11 protein-coding genes and 1 tRNA gene are annotated in these 15269 nt (G+C 52.8%); all 12 read right to left on the minus strand.

The genetic code is table 11. From position 1 onward, the window contains the following. Nucleotides 1–30 precede the first annotated feature (30 nt). Nucleotides 31–2133, minus strand: a complete 2103-nt coding sequence (gene fusA / locus PLU01S_RS24230) for an elongation factor G (RefSeq protein WP_010796749.1) — start codon at nucleotides 2131–2133, stop codon at nucleotides 31–33. A gap of 18 nt (nucleotides 2134–2151) precedes the next feature. Then, a complete protein-coding gene (gene rpsG / locus PLU01S_RS24235; protein WP_010796748.1) occupies nucleotides 2152–2625 on the minus strand; it encodes a 30S ribosomal protein S7 in 474 nt (157 codons plus the stop codon). A gap of 96 nt (nucleotides 2626–2721) precedes the next feature. Next, the gene (gene rpsL / locus PLU01S_RS24240) at nucleotides 2722–3093 is read right to left on the minus strand and encodes a 30S ribosomal protein S12 (RefSeq protein WP_010796747.1); all 372 of its coding nucleotides are present in this window, start codon (nucleotides 3091–3093) and stop codon (nucleotides 2722–2724) included. A gap of 150 nt (nucleotides 3094–3243) precedes the next feature. After that, on the minus strand, nucleotides 3244–7446 hold the full coding sequence (gene rpoC, locus PLU01S_RS24245; protein ID WP_010796746.1) for a DNA-directed RNA polymerase subunit beta': 4203 nt from the start codon (nucleotides 7444–7446) through the stop codon (nucleotides 3244–3246). 64 nt (nucleotides 7447–7510) lie between these two features. Then, complete coding sequence (gene rpoB / locus PLU01S_RS24250) at nucleotides 7511–11584, minus strand: DNA-directed RNA polymerase subunit beta (protein WP_074830392.1); 4074 nt, start codon at nucleotides 11582–11584, stop codon at nucleotides 7511–7513. A 224-nt stretch (nucleotides 11585–11808) separates the two neighbouring features. Continuing rightward, nucleotides 11809–12177: a 50S ribosomal protein L7/L12 gene (gene rplL / locus PLU01S_RS24255; protein ID WP_010796744.1), complete on the minus strand. Its 369-nt coding sequence runs from the start codon at nucleotides 12175–12177 to the stop codon at nucleotides 11809–11811. Nucleotides 12178–12255: 78 nt separating this feature from the next. Beyond that, a complete protein-coding gene (gene rplJ, locus PLU01S_RS24260) occupies nucleotides 12256–12756 on the minus strand; it encodes a 50S ribosomal protein L10 (RefSeq protein WP_010796743.1) in 501 nt (166 codons plus the stop codon). Between the two features lie 192 nt (nucleotides 12757–12948). Further along, a complete protein-coding gene (rplA, locus tag PLU01S_RS24265; RefSeq protein ID WP_010796742.1) occupies nucleotides 12949–13644 on the minus strand; it encodes a 50S ribosomal protein L1 in 696 nt (231 codons plus the stop codon). Continuing rightward, nucleotides 13644–14075 carry a 50S ribosomal protein L11 gene (gene rplK / locus PLU01S_RS24270; protein WP_010796741.1) on the minus strand — a complete coding sequence of 144 codons (432 nt, stop codon included), beginning with the start codon at nucleotides 14073–14075 and terminating at the stop codon, nucleotides 13644–13646. The genes rplA and rplK overlap by 1 nt, the downstream gene beginning before the upstream one ends. A 113-nt stretch (nucleotides 14076–14188) precedes the next feature. Further along, nucleotides 14189–14725: a transcription termination/antitermination protein NusG gene (gene nusG / locus PLU01S_RS24275; RefSeq protein ID WP_074830397.1), complete on the minus strand. Its 537-nt coding sequence runs from the start codon at nucleotides 14723–14725 to the stop codon at nucleotides 14189–14191. A gap of 9 nt (nucleotides 14726–14734) precedes the next feature. Next, nucleotides 14735–15103 (minus strand): preprotein translocase subunit SecE, encoded by a 369-nt coding sequence (gene secE, locus PLU01S_RS24280; RefSeq protein WP_019366107.1) that lies wholly within the window; start codon nucleotides 15101–15103, stop codon nucleotides 14735–14737. Between the two features lie 36 nt (nucleotides 15104–15139). Continuing rightward, nucleotides 15140–15215 (minus strand) — tRNA-Trp (locus PLU01S_RS24285). Nucleotides 15216–15269: the final 54 nt, after the last annotated feature.

A 15269-nucleotide genomic window follows, 5' to 3' on the forward strand; every position in this document is an offset into this window, starting at 1 on the left:
CGAGTATAAACCCCTACTAGAAAGCGTTTATTAAGCTTGTTTCTTGATAATAGCTTCGGCGATGTTCGATGGCGCTTCAGCGTACTTGGCGAACTCCATGGAGTAGCTAGCACGACCTTGAGACATGGAACGCACATCAGTAGCGTAGCCAAACATCTCGCCCAGCGGAACTTCAGCACGAATCACCTTACCGGATACAGTATCTTCCATACCCTGGATCAGGCCGCGACGACGGTTCAGGTCACCCATTACGTCGCCCATGTAGTCTTCAGGCGTTACCACCTCGACCTTCATGATTGGCTCAAGCAGAACAGCACCACCCTTCTGGGTCAACTGCTTGGTCGCCATCGAAGCAGCGATTTTGAACGCCATTTCGTTGGAGTCGACGTCGTGATAAGAGCCGTCGAATACAGTTGCTTTCAAGCCAAGCAGCGGATAACCGGCAACAATACCGTTTTTCATCTGCTCTTCGATGCCCTTCTGAATAGCAGGGATGTATTCTTTCGGAATCACACCACCTACTACCTCACTGGTAAATTCGAGACCTTCCTGACCTTCGTCAGCCGGGGCGAAACGAATCCAGCAGTGACCGAACTGACCACGACCACCGGACTGGCGAACGAACTTACCTTCGATTTCGCACTTGTTCCGGATAGTTTCACGGTAGGCTACCTGAGGCTTGCCGATGTTAGCCTCAACCCCAAACTCGCGCTTCATACGGTCAACCAGAATATCCAGGTGCAGCTCACCCATACCGGAAATAATGGTTTGGCCAGATTCTTCGTCGGTCTTAACTCGGAAAGACGGGTCTTCCTGGGCTAGCTTGCCCAATGCAATACCCATTTTCTCTTGGTCAGCCTTGGTCTTCGGCTCAACCGCAACCGAAATTACCGGCTCAGGGAAGTCCATACGCTCAAGGATAATCGGCTTCTCTAGCGAGCAAAGAGTATCGCCCGTAGTAACATCCTTCATACCAATCAGAGCAGCAATGTCACCTGCACGAACTTCCTTGATCTCTTCACGGGTGTTCGCATGCATCTGCACCATACGACCCACACGCTCTTTCTTACCCTTCACAGAGTTCAGAACCGAATCACCGGAATTCAGAACACCAGAATAAACGCGCGCAAAAGTCAGCGTACCTACAAACGGGTCGGTGGCAATCTTGAACGCTAGAGCAGAGAAGGGCTCTTCGTCATTAGCATGACGCTCATCTTCCTGCTCCTCGTTGTCCGGATGGACACCTTTGATCGCAGGAATTTCTGTCGGAGCTGGCAGGAAGTCAATCACGGCATCAAGAACCAGTGGAACGCCCTTGTTCTTGAAGGAGGAACCACACACAGCCGGAACGATTTCGCATGCGATAGTACGCTGACGCAGGCCAGCCTTGATCTCTTCGATCGACAGCTCACCTTCTTCCAGGTATTTGTTCATCAGCTCTTCGTTAGCTTCAGCAGCTGCTTCAACCATGTTGGAGCGCCACTCGTCGGCCAAGTCCTGAAGCTCTGCAGGAATTTCTTCCTCGCGATAGGTCATGCCCTGGTCATCATCGTTCCAGAAGATCGCTTTCATTTTCAGAAGGTCAATCTGACCCTGAAAGTTATCTTCAGCACCGATAGCCAGCTGAACCGGGACAGGTGTATGACCTAGACGCTTTTTGATCTGCTCAACAACACGCAGGAAGTTGGCACCAGCACGGTCCATCTTGTTGACGTAGACAATGCGCGGAACACCGTACTTGTTAGCCTGACGCCATACAGTTTCAGACTGAGGCTCAACACCCGAAGTACCGCAGAAAACAACAACAGCACCGTCCAGCACACGCAAGGAACGCTCAACTTCAATAGTGAAGTCAACGTGACCAGGGGTATCAATAATGTTTACGCGGTACTTGTCATACTGCTTAGTGGAGCCGGACCAGAACGCTGTGGTAGCAGCAGAAGTAATGGTAATACCACGCTCCTGCTCCTGAACCATCCAGTCCATGGTAGCTGCGCCGTCATGAACCTCACCCATCTTATGGTTCACGCCGGTGTAGAACAGAATACGCTCCGTGGTAGTCGTTTTACCTGCGTCCACGTGGGCGCAGATACCGATATTACGGTAGCGATTAATTGAGGTAGTACGAGCCACGATAAGGTCCTCGCTTGATTAGAAGCGGTAGTGCGAGAAGGCCTTGTTGGCCTCTGCCATGCGATGCACGTCTTCGCGCTTCTTGACTGCGGCGCCCTTGCCTTCGAATGCATCCATGAGCTCTCCCGCCAGGCGCAGAGCCATGGACTTCTCACCACGCTTACGCGCAGAGTCCACAAGCCAGCGCATGGCCAGAGCGTTACGACGGGACGGACGAACTTCGACCGGCACCTGGTAGGTAGCACCGCCTACACGGCGGGACTTCACTTCGACCAGCGGAGCGATGGCGTCGAGCGCTTTTTCGAAAACTTCCAGGGGGTCGGCATTCTTGGAACGCTCTTTGACCTTGTCCAGAGCACCATAAACGATACGCTCAGCAACGGCTTTCTTGCCGCTTTCCATCACGTGGTTCATGAACTTGGCCAGGATCTGGCTTCCATATTTTGGATCGTCAAGTATTTCGCGCTTGGCCGCTACACGACGTCTTGGCATTGATAAGCCCTCAAAACGGTCTTCAGGTTAGCTCAGGACTGCAACAAGCAGGTTACGCCTGACCTTACTCTTATCGACTCGAACAAAAAGAATAGATTACTTCGGACGCTTCGCGCCGTACTTAGAACGACCCTGCTTACGGTCTTTAACACCAGAAGTGTCCAGAGAGCCGCGTACAGTGTGGTAGCGCACACCCGGAAGGTCCTTTACACGACCGCCACGGATCAGCACCACGCTGTGCTCTTGCAAGTTGTGACCTTCACCACCAATGTAGGAAGTCACTTCGAAGCCGTTTGTCAAACGTACACGACATACTTTACGCAGTGCCGAGTTAGGCTTCTTAGGGGTAGTTGTATATACGCGGGTGCAAACACCACGACGTTGCGGGCAGTTTTGCAGCGCAGGCACGTCGCTCTTTTCGACGAGACGCTTGCGCGGCTTACGCACCAGCTGGTTGATAGTTGCCATCTATAGCTCCACTGATTGTCTTACGACACAAACGAAATGGCAGGACCATGGGCCCTGCCAATTTTCGGGGTACGAAAGTCTAAAGAGGTTCTCCCGTACCGTCAATACGAAGCCCTGACCACTCGGCCAAGGCTTCGTTTGATTTACTGCTTAGCTACCACTTGAGTTCAACGCTTCGGTCAGCGCAGCTTCCGCCTCGCTCGCACTCACACGCTGAGGCTTGCCAATTTCCCGCTGACGCTTGCGCTCGCTGTGATAAGCCAGACCAGTACCCGCCGGGATCAGACGACCCACAACCACGTTCTCCTTCAGGCCACGCAGGAAGTCACGCTTACCTGTTACCGCCGCCTCAGTAAGAACGCGCGTTGTCTCCTGGAAGGAAGCTGCCGAAATAAAGGATTCCGTTGACAAGGATGCCTTCGTGATACCCAGCAGCACACGCTCGTACTTGGAAATGAACTTATCTTCTGCAACCAGGCGCTCATTTTCTTCCAGCACCTGAGTCAACTCCATCTGATCACCCTTGATGAAGCTTGAATCACCAACTTCACTCACCTCCACCTTGCGCAGCATCTGGCGCAGGATGGTCTCAATGTGCTTGTCGTTGATCTTCACGCCTTGCAGACGATATACATCCTGAATCTCATTCACGATGTATTTTGCCAGCGCACTTACGCCTAACAACCGAAGGATGTCATGCGGATTGCTTGGGCCATCGGAGATAACCTCACCGCGACTCACCTGCTCGCCCTCAAAGACGTTAAGGTGACGCCACTTAGGAATCAGCTCTTCGTACGGTTCACTACCGTCGGTAGGCGTAATTACCAAACGACGCTTGCCTTTTGTTTCCTTACCAAAAGAAATCGTACCGCTGATTTCCGCAAGAATAGCCGGCTCTTTTGGACGACGCGCTTCGAACAGGTCAGCCACACGCGGCAGACCACCCGTAATATCTCGGGTCTTCGATGTTTCCTGCGGGATACGTGCAATGACGTCACCCACATGAACCTTGGCACCATCGTTCAGGTTAACCAGTGCATTAGGCGGCAGGAAGTACTGGGCTGGTACGTCAGTACCTGGCAACAGTAAGTCGCGACCATTTGCATCAATCAACTTCACAGCCGGACGAATGTCTTTACCGGAGCTTGGACGGTCTTTGATATCCAATACTTCGATATTGGTCAAACCTGTCAACTCATCGGTCTGACGCTTGATCGTGATACCTTCTTCCATGCCAACAAAGGCTACGGTACCGTCCATCTCGGTTACGATCGGGTGGGTATGCGGATCCCACTTGGCCACCACAGCACCCGGCTCAACCTTGTCACCTTCCTTGACAGAGATTACTGCACCGTACGGCAGACGATAGCGCTCACGTTCACGACCAAAGTCATCCGCGATAGCCAGCTCACCGGAACGGGATACAGCAACCAACGCACCGTCAGCGCGCTCAACGTGTTTCAGGTTATGTAGACGGATGGTACCGCCGTTCTTCACCTGAACATTGTCCGCTGCGGATGTACGGCTGGCCGCGCCACCAATGTGGAACGTACGCATGGTCAGCTGTGTACCAGGCTCACCGATCGACTGAGCAGCAATAACGCCAACCGCCTCACCGATATTAACCTGATGTCCGCGAGCCAGATCACGGCCGTAGCACTTGGCACAGATACCATGACGTGTTTCACAGGTAATTGGAGAGCGAACCACTACCTCGTCTACGCTATTCAGCTCGAGGAACTCAACCCAACGCTCATCTACCAGAGTGCCTGCAGGAACAATGACCTCGTCATCCGCACCGGGCTTGAAGACATCACGTGCAATGGTCCGACCAAGGACGCGCTCGCCCAACGGCTCGACCACGTCGCCACCTTCGATGTGCGGCGTCATAACCAGACCATGCTCGGTACCACAGTCGACTTCGGTTACAACCAAGTCTTGCGCAACGTCAACCAGACGGCGAGTCAGGTAACCTGAGTTCGCAGTTTTCAAGGCAGTATCCGCCAAGCCTTTACGTGCACCGTGCGTGGAAATGAAGTACTGGAGTACGTTCAGACCTTCACGGAAGTTCGCAGTAATAGGCGTCTCGATGATGGAGCCATCAGGCTTAGCCATCAAACCACGCATACCGGCTAACTGACGAATCTGTGCAGCGGAGCCCCGTGCACCTGAGTCAGCCATCATATACATGGAGTTAAATGACTCCTGATCAACTTCCTTACCCTCACGATCGATCACCTTCTCCTTCGAGAGATTGGTCATCATCGCCTTGGATACTTCGTCGTTAGCCTTCGACCAAAGGTCGATCACCTTGTTGTACTTCTCACCCTGAGTAACCAGACCAGAGGCATACTGGCTTTCGATCTCTTTTACTTCAGACGTAGCGGCATCAATGATACGAGCCTTTTCGTCAGGAATAACGAAGTCGTTCACGCCAATGGAAACGCCCGACAAGGTCGAATAGGCGAAACCGGTGTACATGAGTTGGTCTGCAAAAATGACGGTATCCTTTAGACCTACCACGCGATAGCAATGGTTGATCAGTTTGGAGATCGCCTTTTTCTTCATGGACTGGTTTACGACATCGAACGGCAAACCGGCAGGAACCACCTGGAACAGCAAGGCACGACCTACTGTCGTATCAACGATACGGGTGTTGCTAACGACAGAGCCGTCCTTCTGCTTCACCTTTTCATTGATACGAACCTTGATCTTGGCATGCAGCGCAGCTTCGCCAGCGCGGAATACGCGATCGACTTCCTGCAGGTCAGCAAATACACGACCTTCACCCTTGGCGTTCACCGCCTCGCGCGTCATGTAATAGAGGCCCAGCACCACGTCCTGCGACGGTACGATAATCGGCTCACCATTAGCAGGCGACAGGATGTTGTTGGTCGACATCATCAATGCGCGAGCTTCCAGCTGAGCTTCCAGTGTCAGCGGCACGTGGACAGCCATCTGGTCACCATCGAAGTCAGCGTTATAAGCCGCACACACCAATGGGTGCAACTGAATCGCCTTGCCTTCAATGAGCACAGGCTCGAACGCCTGAATACCCAAACGGTGCAACGTCGGAGCACGGTTCAGCAATACAGGGTGTTCGCGAATGACCTCGGCGAGAACGTCCCAGACCTCAGGCAGCTCACGCTCAACCATTTTCTTGGCGGCCTTGATGGTAGTCGCCATACCGCGAGCTTCCAGCTTGCCAAAGATAAATGGCTTGAATAGCTCCAACGCCATTTTCTTGGGCAGACCGCACTGATGCAGACGCAAGGTCGGACCTACGGTAATAACCGAACGGCCTGAATAATCCACGCGCTTACCCAGCAGGTTTTGACGGAAGCGGCCCTGCTTACCCTTGATCATATCAGCCAGCGATTTCAGCGGACGCTTGTTAGAGCCCGTGATTGCGCGACCGCGACGGCCATTATCCAGCAGTGCGTCAACCGCCTCCTGCAGCATCCGCTTTTCGTTACGCACGATAATATCGGGCGCAGACAGATCAAGCAGGCGCTTCAGTCGGTTATTACGGTTGATAACGCGACGATAAAGATCGTTTAGATCAGACGTTGCAAAACGACCGCCATCTAGCGGAACTAGCGGACGCAGATCTGGAGGCAGAACGGGCAGCACCGTCATGACCATCCATTCAGGCTTATTGCCGGAGCCCTGGAAGGCCTCCATCAGCTTCAAGCGCTTGGATAGCTTCTTGATCTTGGTTTCAGAATTGGTTTGCGGAATTTCTTCGCGCAGGCGGCCAATTTCGTGCTCCAGATCAATACCGCCCAGCAATTCGAAAACCGCTTCAGCGCCCATGCGGGCATCAAAATCGTCACCGAACTCTTCAAGAGCTTCAAAGTACTGCTCGTCATTGAGCAGCTGATATTTTTCAAGCGTGGTCATGCCCGGATCGATGACAACGTAGCTCTCGAAATAGAGCACTCGCTCGATATCCCGCAGAGTCATGTCCAGCAGCAGGCCGATACGGGACGGCAGTGACTTTAGAAACCAAATGTGTGCAACTGGGGACGCCAACTCAATATGACCCATGCGCTCACGACGCACTTTAGCCAGCGCAACTTCTACACCACACTTTTCACAAATAACGCCACGGTGCTTAAGGCGCTTGTACTTTCCGCACAGGCACTCGTAGTCCTTTACTGGACCAAAGATCTTGGCACAGAAAAGACCATCACGCTCAGGCTTGAACGTACGGTAATTGATGGTCTCGGGCTTCTTCACTTCGCCAAAGGACCAGGAACGGATCATCTCGGGCGAGGCCAGACCGATACGAATGGCATCGAACTCTTCGAGTTGACCCTGGTTTTTCAACAGATTCAGCAAGTCTTTCAAGGCCTTTCCTCCTCACGGACCAGGCATGACCGCCTTGACGGCCATGCCTTCTTGGCGTCGCGTGTTATTCGGTTTCCAATTCGATATCGATACCGAGCGAGCGAATTTCCTTGATCAGTACGTTGAAGGACTCCGGCATACCGGCCTCCATACGATGATCTCCGTCCACGATGTTCTTGTACATCTTGGTCCGGCCATTCACATCGTCCGACTTGACCGTCAGCATTTCCTGAAGGGTGTAGGCGGCACCATAAGCTTCCAGCGCCCAGACCTCCATCTCTCCGAAACGCTGTCCACCGAACTGCGCCTTACCACCCAGCGGCTGCTGAGTAACCAGGCTATACGATCCTGTGGAACGGGCATGCATCTTGTCATCGACCAGGTGGTTGAGCTTCAGCATATACATGTAGCCGACAGTAACCGGACGCTCGAACTGATTACCGGTACGGCCGTCAAACAGGCGCATCTGACCACTTTCGGGCAGATCAGCCAGCTTCAGCATAGCCTTGATTTCACGTTCCTTAGCACCATCGAAGACCGGCGTAGCCATCGGCACGCCACCACGCAGGTTTTTAGCCAAACGCAACACTTCTTCGTCGCTCAGTTCATCCAGGTTTTCCTGGCGGCCACCGATCTCGTTATAGAGCTCATGCAGGAAACTACGCAGCTCAGCTACTTTGCGTTGCTCTTCAAGCATGCGATTGATCTTCTCGCCCAACCCCTTGGCAGCAAGGCCTAGGTGCGTTTCAAGAATCTGACCAACGTTCATCCGTGACGGAACACCCAGCGGGTTCAATACGATGTCAACCGGAGTACCCGTCTCATCGTAAGGCATGTCCTCAACCGGCATGATGACCGATACCACACCTTTGTTACCGTGACGACCTGCCATCTTGTCACCAGGCTGGATACGGCGACGGATTGCCAGGTAAACCTTCACGATCTTCAGGACGCCAGGTGCCAGGTCATCGCCTTGCTGCAGCTTGCGCTTCTTGTCCTCGAACTTGTCGTCCAAGAGCTGACGGCGATCAGATAGATAGGCTTGAGCCTTTTCCAACTGCTCGTTTTGCGCATCTTCTGCCATACGCAGCTTGAACCACTGGCCACGCTCCAGACCATCCAGGTATTCGTCAGTAATGACAGAACCCTTTTTGACATTCGGTCCGCCATCCGCAACCTGACCTACAAGCGCCTGACGCAGACGCTCGAAGGTGGCACCTTCAACGATACGGAACTCCTCATTGAGGTCCTTGCGAATCTCGTCGAGCTGGGACTTCTCGATTGCCAATGCACGAGAGTCACGCTCTACCCCGTCACGGGTAAAGACCTGTACATCAATGACCGTACCCTTGGTACCCGTTGGTACGCGCAGGGAAGTATCCTTAACATCGGACGCCTTTTCACCAAAGATGGCACGTAGCAACTTTTCTTCTGGAGTCAGCTGGGTTTCACCTTTCGGCGTTACCTTACCGACCAGAATGTCACCTGCCTGCACCTCGGCACCAACGTAAACAATACCGGCTTCATCGAGCTTGTTAAGCGCTGCCTCACCTACGTTCGGGATATCAGAAGTGATTTCTTCTGGGCCGAGCTTTGTATCACGAGCCACACAGGTCAGCTCCTGAATGTGGATCGTAGTAAAGCGGTCTTCCTGCACAACGCGCTCAGACAACAGGATCGAGTCTTCGAAGTTGAAGCCGTTCCAGGTCATAAACGCAACACGCATATTCTGACCTAGTGCCAGCTCACCCATATCGGTAGACGGGCCATCAGCCAGGATGTCGCCACGCGCAATGACGTCACCCTTATTTACCAGCGGACGCTGGTTAATGCAGGTGTTCTGGTTGGAGCGGGTATATTTGGTCAGGTTGTAGATATCTACACCCGCCTCGCCCGTTTCAACTTCGGCATTAGCAACGCGCACCACGATACGGCTTGCGTCAACGGAGTCGATTACACCGCCTCGACGTGCCACAACACAAACACCAGAGTCGCGTGCTACGTTACGCTCCATACCCGTTCCGACTAGCGGCTTGTCCGAACGCAGAGTCGGAACAGCCTGACGCTGCATGTTCGAACCCATAAGGGCACGGTTCGCATCATCGTGCTCGAGGAAAGGAATCAGCGAAGCAGCAACGGAAACCACCTGCTTGGGTGACACATCCATCAGAGTTACGTCTTCCGGGCTCTTAACCGTGAATTCGTTCTGATGGCGTACCGCTACAAGCTCATCGACCAGTCGGTTATTTTCGTCCAGAGCCGCAGAGGCCTGAGCGATTACATGGTTGGCTTCTTCGATCGCTGACAGGAACACAATATCATCAGAGGCCACGGCATCCTTGACTACGCGATAAGGACTTTCCAGGAAACCATACTGGTTCGTGCGTGCATAGGTTGCCAGCGAGTTGATCAGACCAATGTTCGGGCCTTCTGGTGTCTCAATCGGACATACGCGACCATAATGAGTCGGGTGAACGTCACGAACCTCAAAGCCCGCACGCTCCCGTGTTAAACCACCCGGGCCGAGTGCTGAGACACGACGCTTGTGCGTGATCTCAGAAAGCGGGTTGTTCTGGTCCATGAACTGAGACAACTGGCTCGATCCGAAAAACTCCTTGATCGCAGCAGCCACCGGCTTTGCATTGATCAGGTCTTGCGGCATCAGTCCTTCACTTTCGGCCATCGATAGACGTTCCTTGACCGCGCGCTCAACACGCACTAGGCCAACACGGAACTGATTCTCAGCCATCTCACCTACGCAACGTACACGGCGGTTACCTAAGTGATCGATATCATCGACGATACCTTTACCGTTTCGAATATCTACCAGCGTTCTGAGCACGTCAACGATGTCTTCGCGGCTCAGTACACCCTGGCCTTCGATTTCGTCACGGCCGATACGACGGTTGAACTTCATACGGCCAACGGCAGATAGATCGTAACGCTCGGCGCTGAAGAACAGGTTGTTAAATAGTGTCTCGGCAGCTTCCTTGGTTGGAGGCTCGCCTGGACGCATCATACGATAGATTTCAACCAATGCTTCGAGTTGATTGGTTGTGGAATCGATCTTCAGCGTATCGGAAACAAACGGACCACAGTCAATGTCGTTGGTGTACAACGTTTCGATGCGGACGACATTTGCCTTTGCAATTTTTGCCAGCATATCGAGGGTTAACTCGGTATTGCACTCGGCAATAATTTCACCAGTAGCAGGATGCACGATCGCCTTGGCAGTAGTACGGCCAATAACATAATCGAATGGCACTTCCAGCTCGGTAATACCTGATTTTTCAAGCTGATTGATATGGCGCGCAGTAACACGACGTCCCTGCTCTACAATCACCTTGCCTGCATTGTCCTTAATATCAAAGCTGGCAATTTCGCCACGCAGACGCTGCGGCACCAATTCCAGATTCAAGGTTTCACCCTTGATGTGGAATACGTTGGTGTCGTAGAACATATCCAGCACTTCTTCAGTACCGTAACCAAGCGCGCGCAGCAGAACGGTCGCAGGTAGCTTGCGGCGACGGTCGATACGAACGAATACGCTGTCCTTGGGGTCAAACTCGAAGTCTAACCAAGAACCACGGTAAGGAATAATACGAGCGGAATACAGCAGCTTACCGGAGCTGTGGGTCTTACCACGGTCGTGATCGAAGAAGACACCAGGAGAACGGTGCAACTGGGAAACGATGACACGCTCGGTACCATTGATAATGAAGGTGCCGTTTTCTGTCATCAGGGGAATTTCCCCCATGTAAACTTCTTGCTCCTTGATGTCTTTGATCGCCTTGTTGGACGACTCACGATCAAAAATAATCAGGCGCACTTTTACTCGCAGCGGAACAGCAAATGTCACGCCGCGCAGAACACACTCTTTAACATCGAACGCCGGCTCGCCAAGGCGATAACCGACATATTCCAAGGCAGCATTGCCGGAATAACTGATAATCGGGAAAACGGACTTGAAGGCCGCGTGCAGACCGATATCGCGGAGCTGATCTTTGCCTGCGCCCGCCTGCAGGAATTCGCGATACGAATCCAGCTGGATAGCCAATAGATACGGCACGTCCATAACGTGCGGCAACTTGCTAAAGTCCTTGCGGATACGTTTTTTCTCAGTGTATGAGTAAGCCATCAGCGTTCCCCAGCTTGGTCACCTGCTTGTTTGGCCTCTCCGACGGGAGCAGCCGGAAAATCTTGCAAACGTTATCGTTTGCGCCATCACCTATGATGGCCTTCTTTATTTCTATTTGATCACAAGCCCGACCGGGCTGCATCGAAACAGAAAAAGGCCGGTGGCTATTGCCACCAGCCATCAGCCGAACTTTAACGCTCAGGCTGTAGACGCAATGTCTGAGCTTACTTGAGCTCGACCTTGGCGCCAGCTTCTTCCAGAGACTTCTTGGCAGCCTCGGCTTCCTCTTTGGAAACGCCCTCTTTAACAACGCCAGGAGCGCCGTCAACAACTGCCTTGGCTTCTTTCAGGCCCAGACCAGTCAATTCACGAACGACCTTAATGACGTTCACTTTCTTGTCGCCAGCCTCGGTCAACATGATAGTGAATTCAGTCTGCTCTTCAGCAGCAGGAGCGGCAGCAGCCGGGCCAGCAGCTACAGCGGCAGCAGCAGTTACACCGAACTTCTCTTCCATCGCCTTGATCAGTTCGACCACTTGCATGACGGACATTTCGGATACGGCGTTGATGATATCTTCGTTGGTCAGAGCCATGACTCTAATTCCTGTATCGTTTAGGGGCTTCGTAGCCACTAGAATTAAACAAAAAAGCGAGAAAGTAGATGCTTAGCCTTAGGCTGCAGCAGATTCTTTCTGGTCGCGAATAGCTGCCAGAGTACGAGCCAGCTTGCTGGTTGCGCCCTGGATAACGCTCATCAGCTGGGACACAGCTTCGTCGTAGGTTGGCAGAGTTGCCAGTACGTCGATCTGGTTAGCTGGGATCAGCTTGCCTTCAAACGCGGCTGCCTTGATCTCGAACTTGTCCTGACCCTTGGCGAATTCCTTGAAAATGCGAGCAGCAGCGCCCGGATGTTCAGTGGAAAAAGCAATCAGGGTCGGGCCTTTGAACGCGTCGTTCAGTACGTCAAACGAAGTACCTTCAACAGCGCGACGCAGCAGTGTGTTACGCACAACTTTCACGTAAACACCAGCCGCACGGGCCTCTTTACGGAGTCCGGTCATTGCACCTACTGTCACGCCACGGGCATCAGCCACGACAGCAGACAGGGCACTTTGGGCAGCCTCGTTGACTTCAGCGACGATAGCCTTCTTGTCTTCGAGTTTAATTGCCACGGGTTTTACTCCTGGATGTTACCGTATCGCCCAACCTAAGCCGGACGTCGTTTTGGTGTCTGACTCGGTAACCGAATCGGGAGCACCATCTGCGTAGGCTTAATTTAAGACTTTCGTCACCTACGGTCTTGGACAGCCCCCGCCAGGCAGGGACCCCAATAAGAGAGCGAAGCAGTGCTTCGCTCGAATCACTTAGGCTTCCAAGGAAGCCTGATCAATCTGCAGACCTGGGCCCATAGTGGTGCTCAGAGTCACGCGCTTGACATAAATACCTTTGGAAGTAGACGGCTTGAGTCTCTTCAGGTCAGCCAGCAGCGCTTCAACGTTCTGCTTGAGCTTAACGGGTTCGAAATCAACCTTGCCAACGGAGGCATGGATGATGCCGTTCTTGTCGGTACGGAAACGAACCTGACCGGCCTTTGCGTTCTTGACTGCAGTAGCAACGTCCGGAGTCACAGTGCCAACTTTGGGGTTAGGCATCAGACCACGAGGACCAAGGATCTGACCCAACTGACCTACTACGCGCATTGCATCTGGAGAAGCAATCACGACGTCATAGCTCAGATCGCCAGCTTTCATCTCGGCAGCCAAGTCGTCCATACCCACTTTTTCTGCACCAGCAGCCAGCGCTGCTTCAGCATTGGGGCCCTGAGTAAACACGGCTACACGGACGCTCTTGCCAGTACCGTTTGGCAGAACGGTAGCACCACGAACAACCTGGTCAGATTTACGAGGATCAACGCCCAGATTAACTGAAACGTCTACCGACTCTTTGAACTTGACAGTGGACAGCTGAGACAGAAGCGCAGCAGCCTCTTCAAAGCTGTACTGCTTGCCTGCTTCAATCTTGGCAGCAATAGCCTTTTGACGCTTAGTGAGCTTGGCCATTACACGCCCTCCACATTGAGGCCCATGCTACGCGCAGAGCCAGCGATAGTACGTACAGCTGCATCCATATCAGCAGCAGTCAGATCAGCATTCTTGGTCTTAGCAATCTCTTCAAGCTGAGCACGCGTTACGGTGCCTACTTTCTGAGAGTTAGGACGGCTAGAACCGCTCTGAATGCCCGCAGCCTTCTTCAGAAGAACGGAAGCAGGAGTACTCTTGGTCTCAAACGTGAAGCTACGGTCACTGTAAACGGTAATAATTACCGGAGTAGGCAGACCTGGTTCCATACCTTGGGTACGGGCGTTGAATGCCTTACAGAATTCCATGATGTTCACGCCATGCTGACCCAGCGCCGGACCTACTGGCGGGCTTGGGTTAGCTTGGGCCGCTTTAACTTGCAGCTTGATATAAGCTTGGATTTTCTTAGCCATTTGCTACTCCAATGACGGGTCTAACGCCTTAAGGCTCCCCGGTTTGATTCACCTTATCCCACTGACGACAAAACCCCGCAGCCTAAACTGCGGGGTATGGGACCAGGCATCAGTTAGACGACTTTTTCGACCTGACTGAATTCCAGCTCAACCGGCGTAGAACGTCCAAAAATCAGGACAGCCACTTGAATCCGGCTTTTTTCGTAATTCACTTCTTCGACAACACCATTGAAGTCAGCAAACGGACCATCGATAACACGAACAGTCTCACCTGGCTCAAACAGTGTTTTCGGCTTGGGCTTATCACTACTATCGGAAACACGACGAAGAATCGCCTCTGCCTCACGATCAGTAATCGGTGCTGGCTTATCAGCCGTCCCACCAATAAAACCCATAACCCGCGGGGTATCTTTAACGAGGTGCCAAGTACCTTCGTTCATTTCCATCTGAACGAGCACATAACCTGGAAAGAATTTACGTTCGCTTTTGCGCTTCTGGCCATTACGCATTTCCACTACTTCTTCAGTGGGAACCAGAATATCGCCGAACTCATCTTCCATTCCGGCAAGCTTGACGCGCTCAATCAAAGAGCGCATGACATGCTTCTCGTAACCCGAGTATGCATGCACTACGTACCAACGCTTAGCCACGGCGAACCCTTAACCTACGATCATGGAAACAAGCCATCCGAGCAGGGAATCTAATCCCCATAGCAGCAGCGCCATGACCAGCACTACTGCAACCACAATCAATGTGGTCTGAGTTGTCTCTTGCCTACTAGGCCAGACAACCTTACGAATCTCGGTGCGCGCCTCTTTGAGCAGCGTGAAAAACGCTTGCCCTTTGACAGTCTGTAATGCAACGAAAGCAGCTACAGCACCCAGAACCAGCAAACCGATAACGCGATACAGGATCGGCTGGGCTGAGTAGTAGTGGTTAGCAACAACACCTACTGCTACCAGCAAGACGACCACAAGCCACTTCATCGCATCGAAGCGTGACTCTTTGGCTTCCGCCTTGACGCTCATCAATTGAAATCCTGTCAGGAAATGCCAGATTAAATCTGGCAGGCCAGGAGGGAATCGAACCCCCAACCTGCGGTTTTGGAGACCGCCGCTCTGCCAATTGAGCTACTGGCCTGTAACTTAAATCAGGCCGGCTATTATGCCGGCCTAACAACCCAAGATCAAGAAC

This window comes from Pseudomonas luteola NBRC 103146 (assembly GCF_002091675.1).
Lineage (GTDB): Bacteria > Pseudomonadota > Gammaproteobacteria > Pseudomonadales > Pseudomonadaceae > Chryseomonas > Chryseomonas luteola.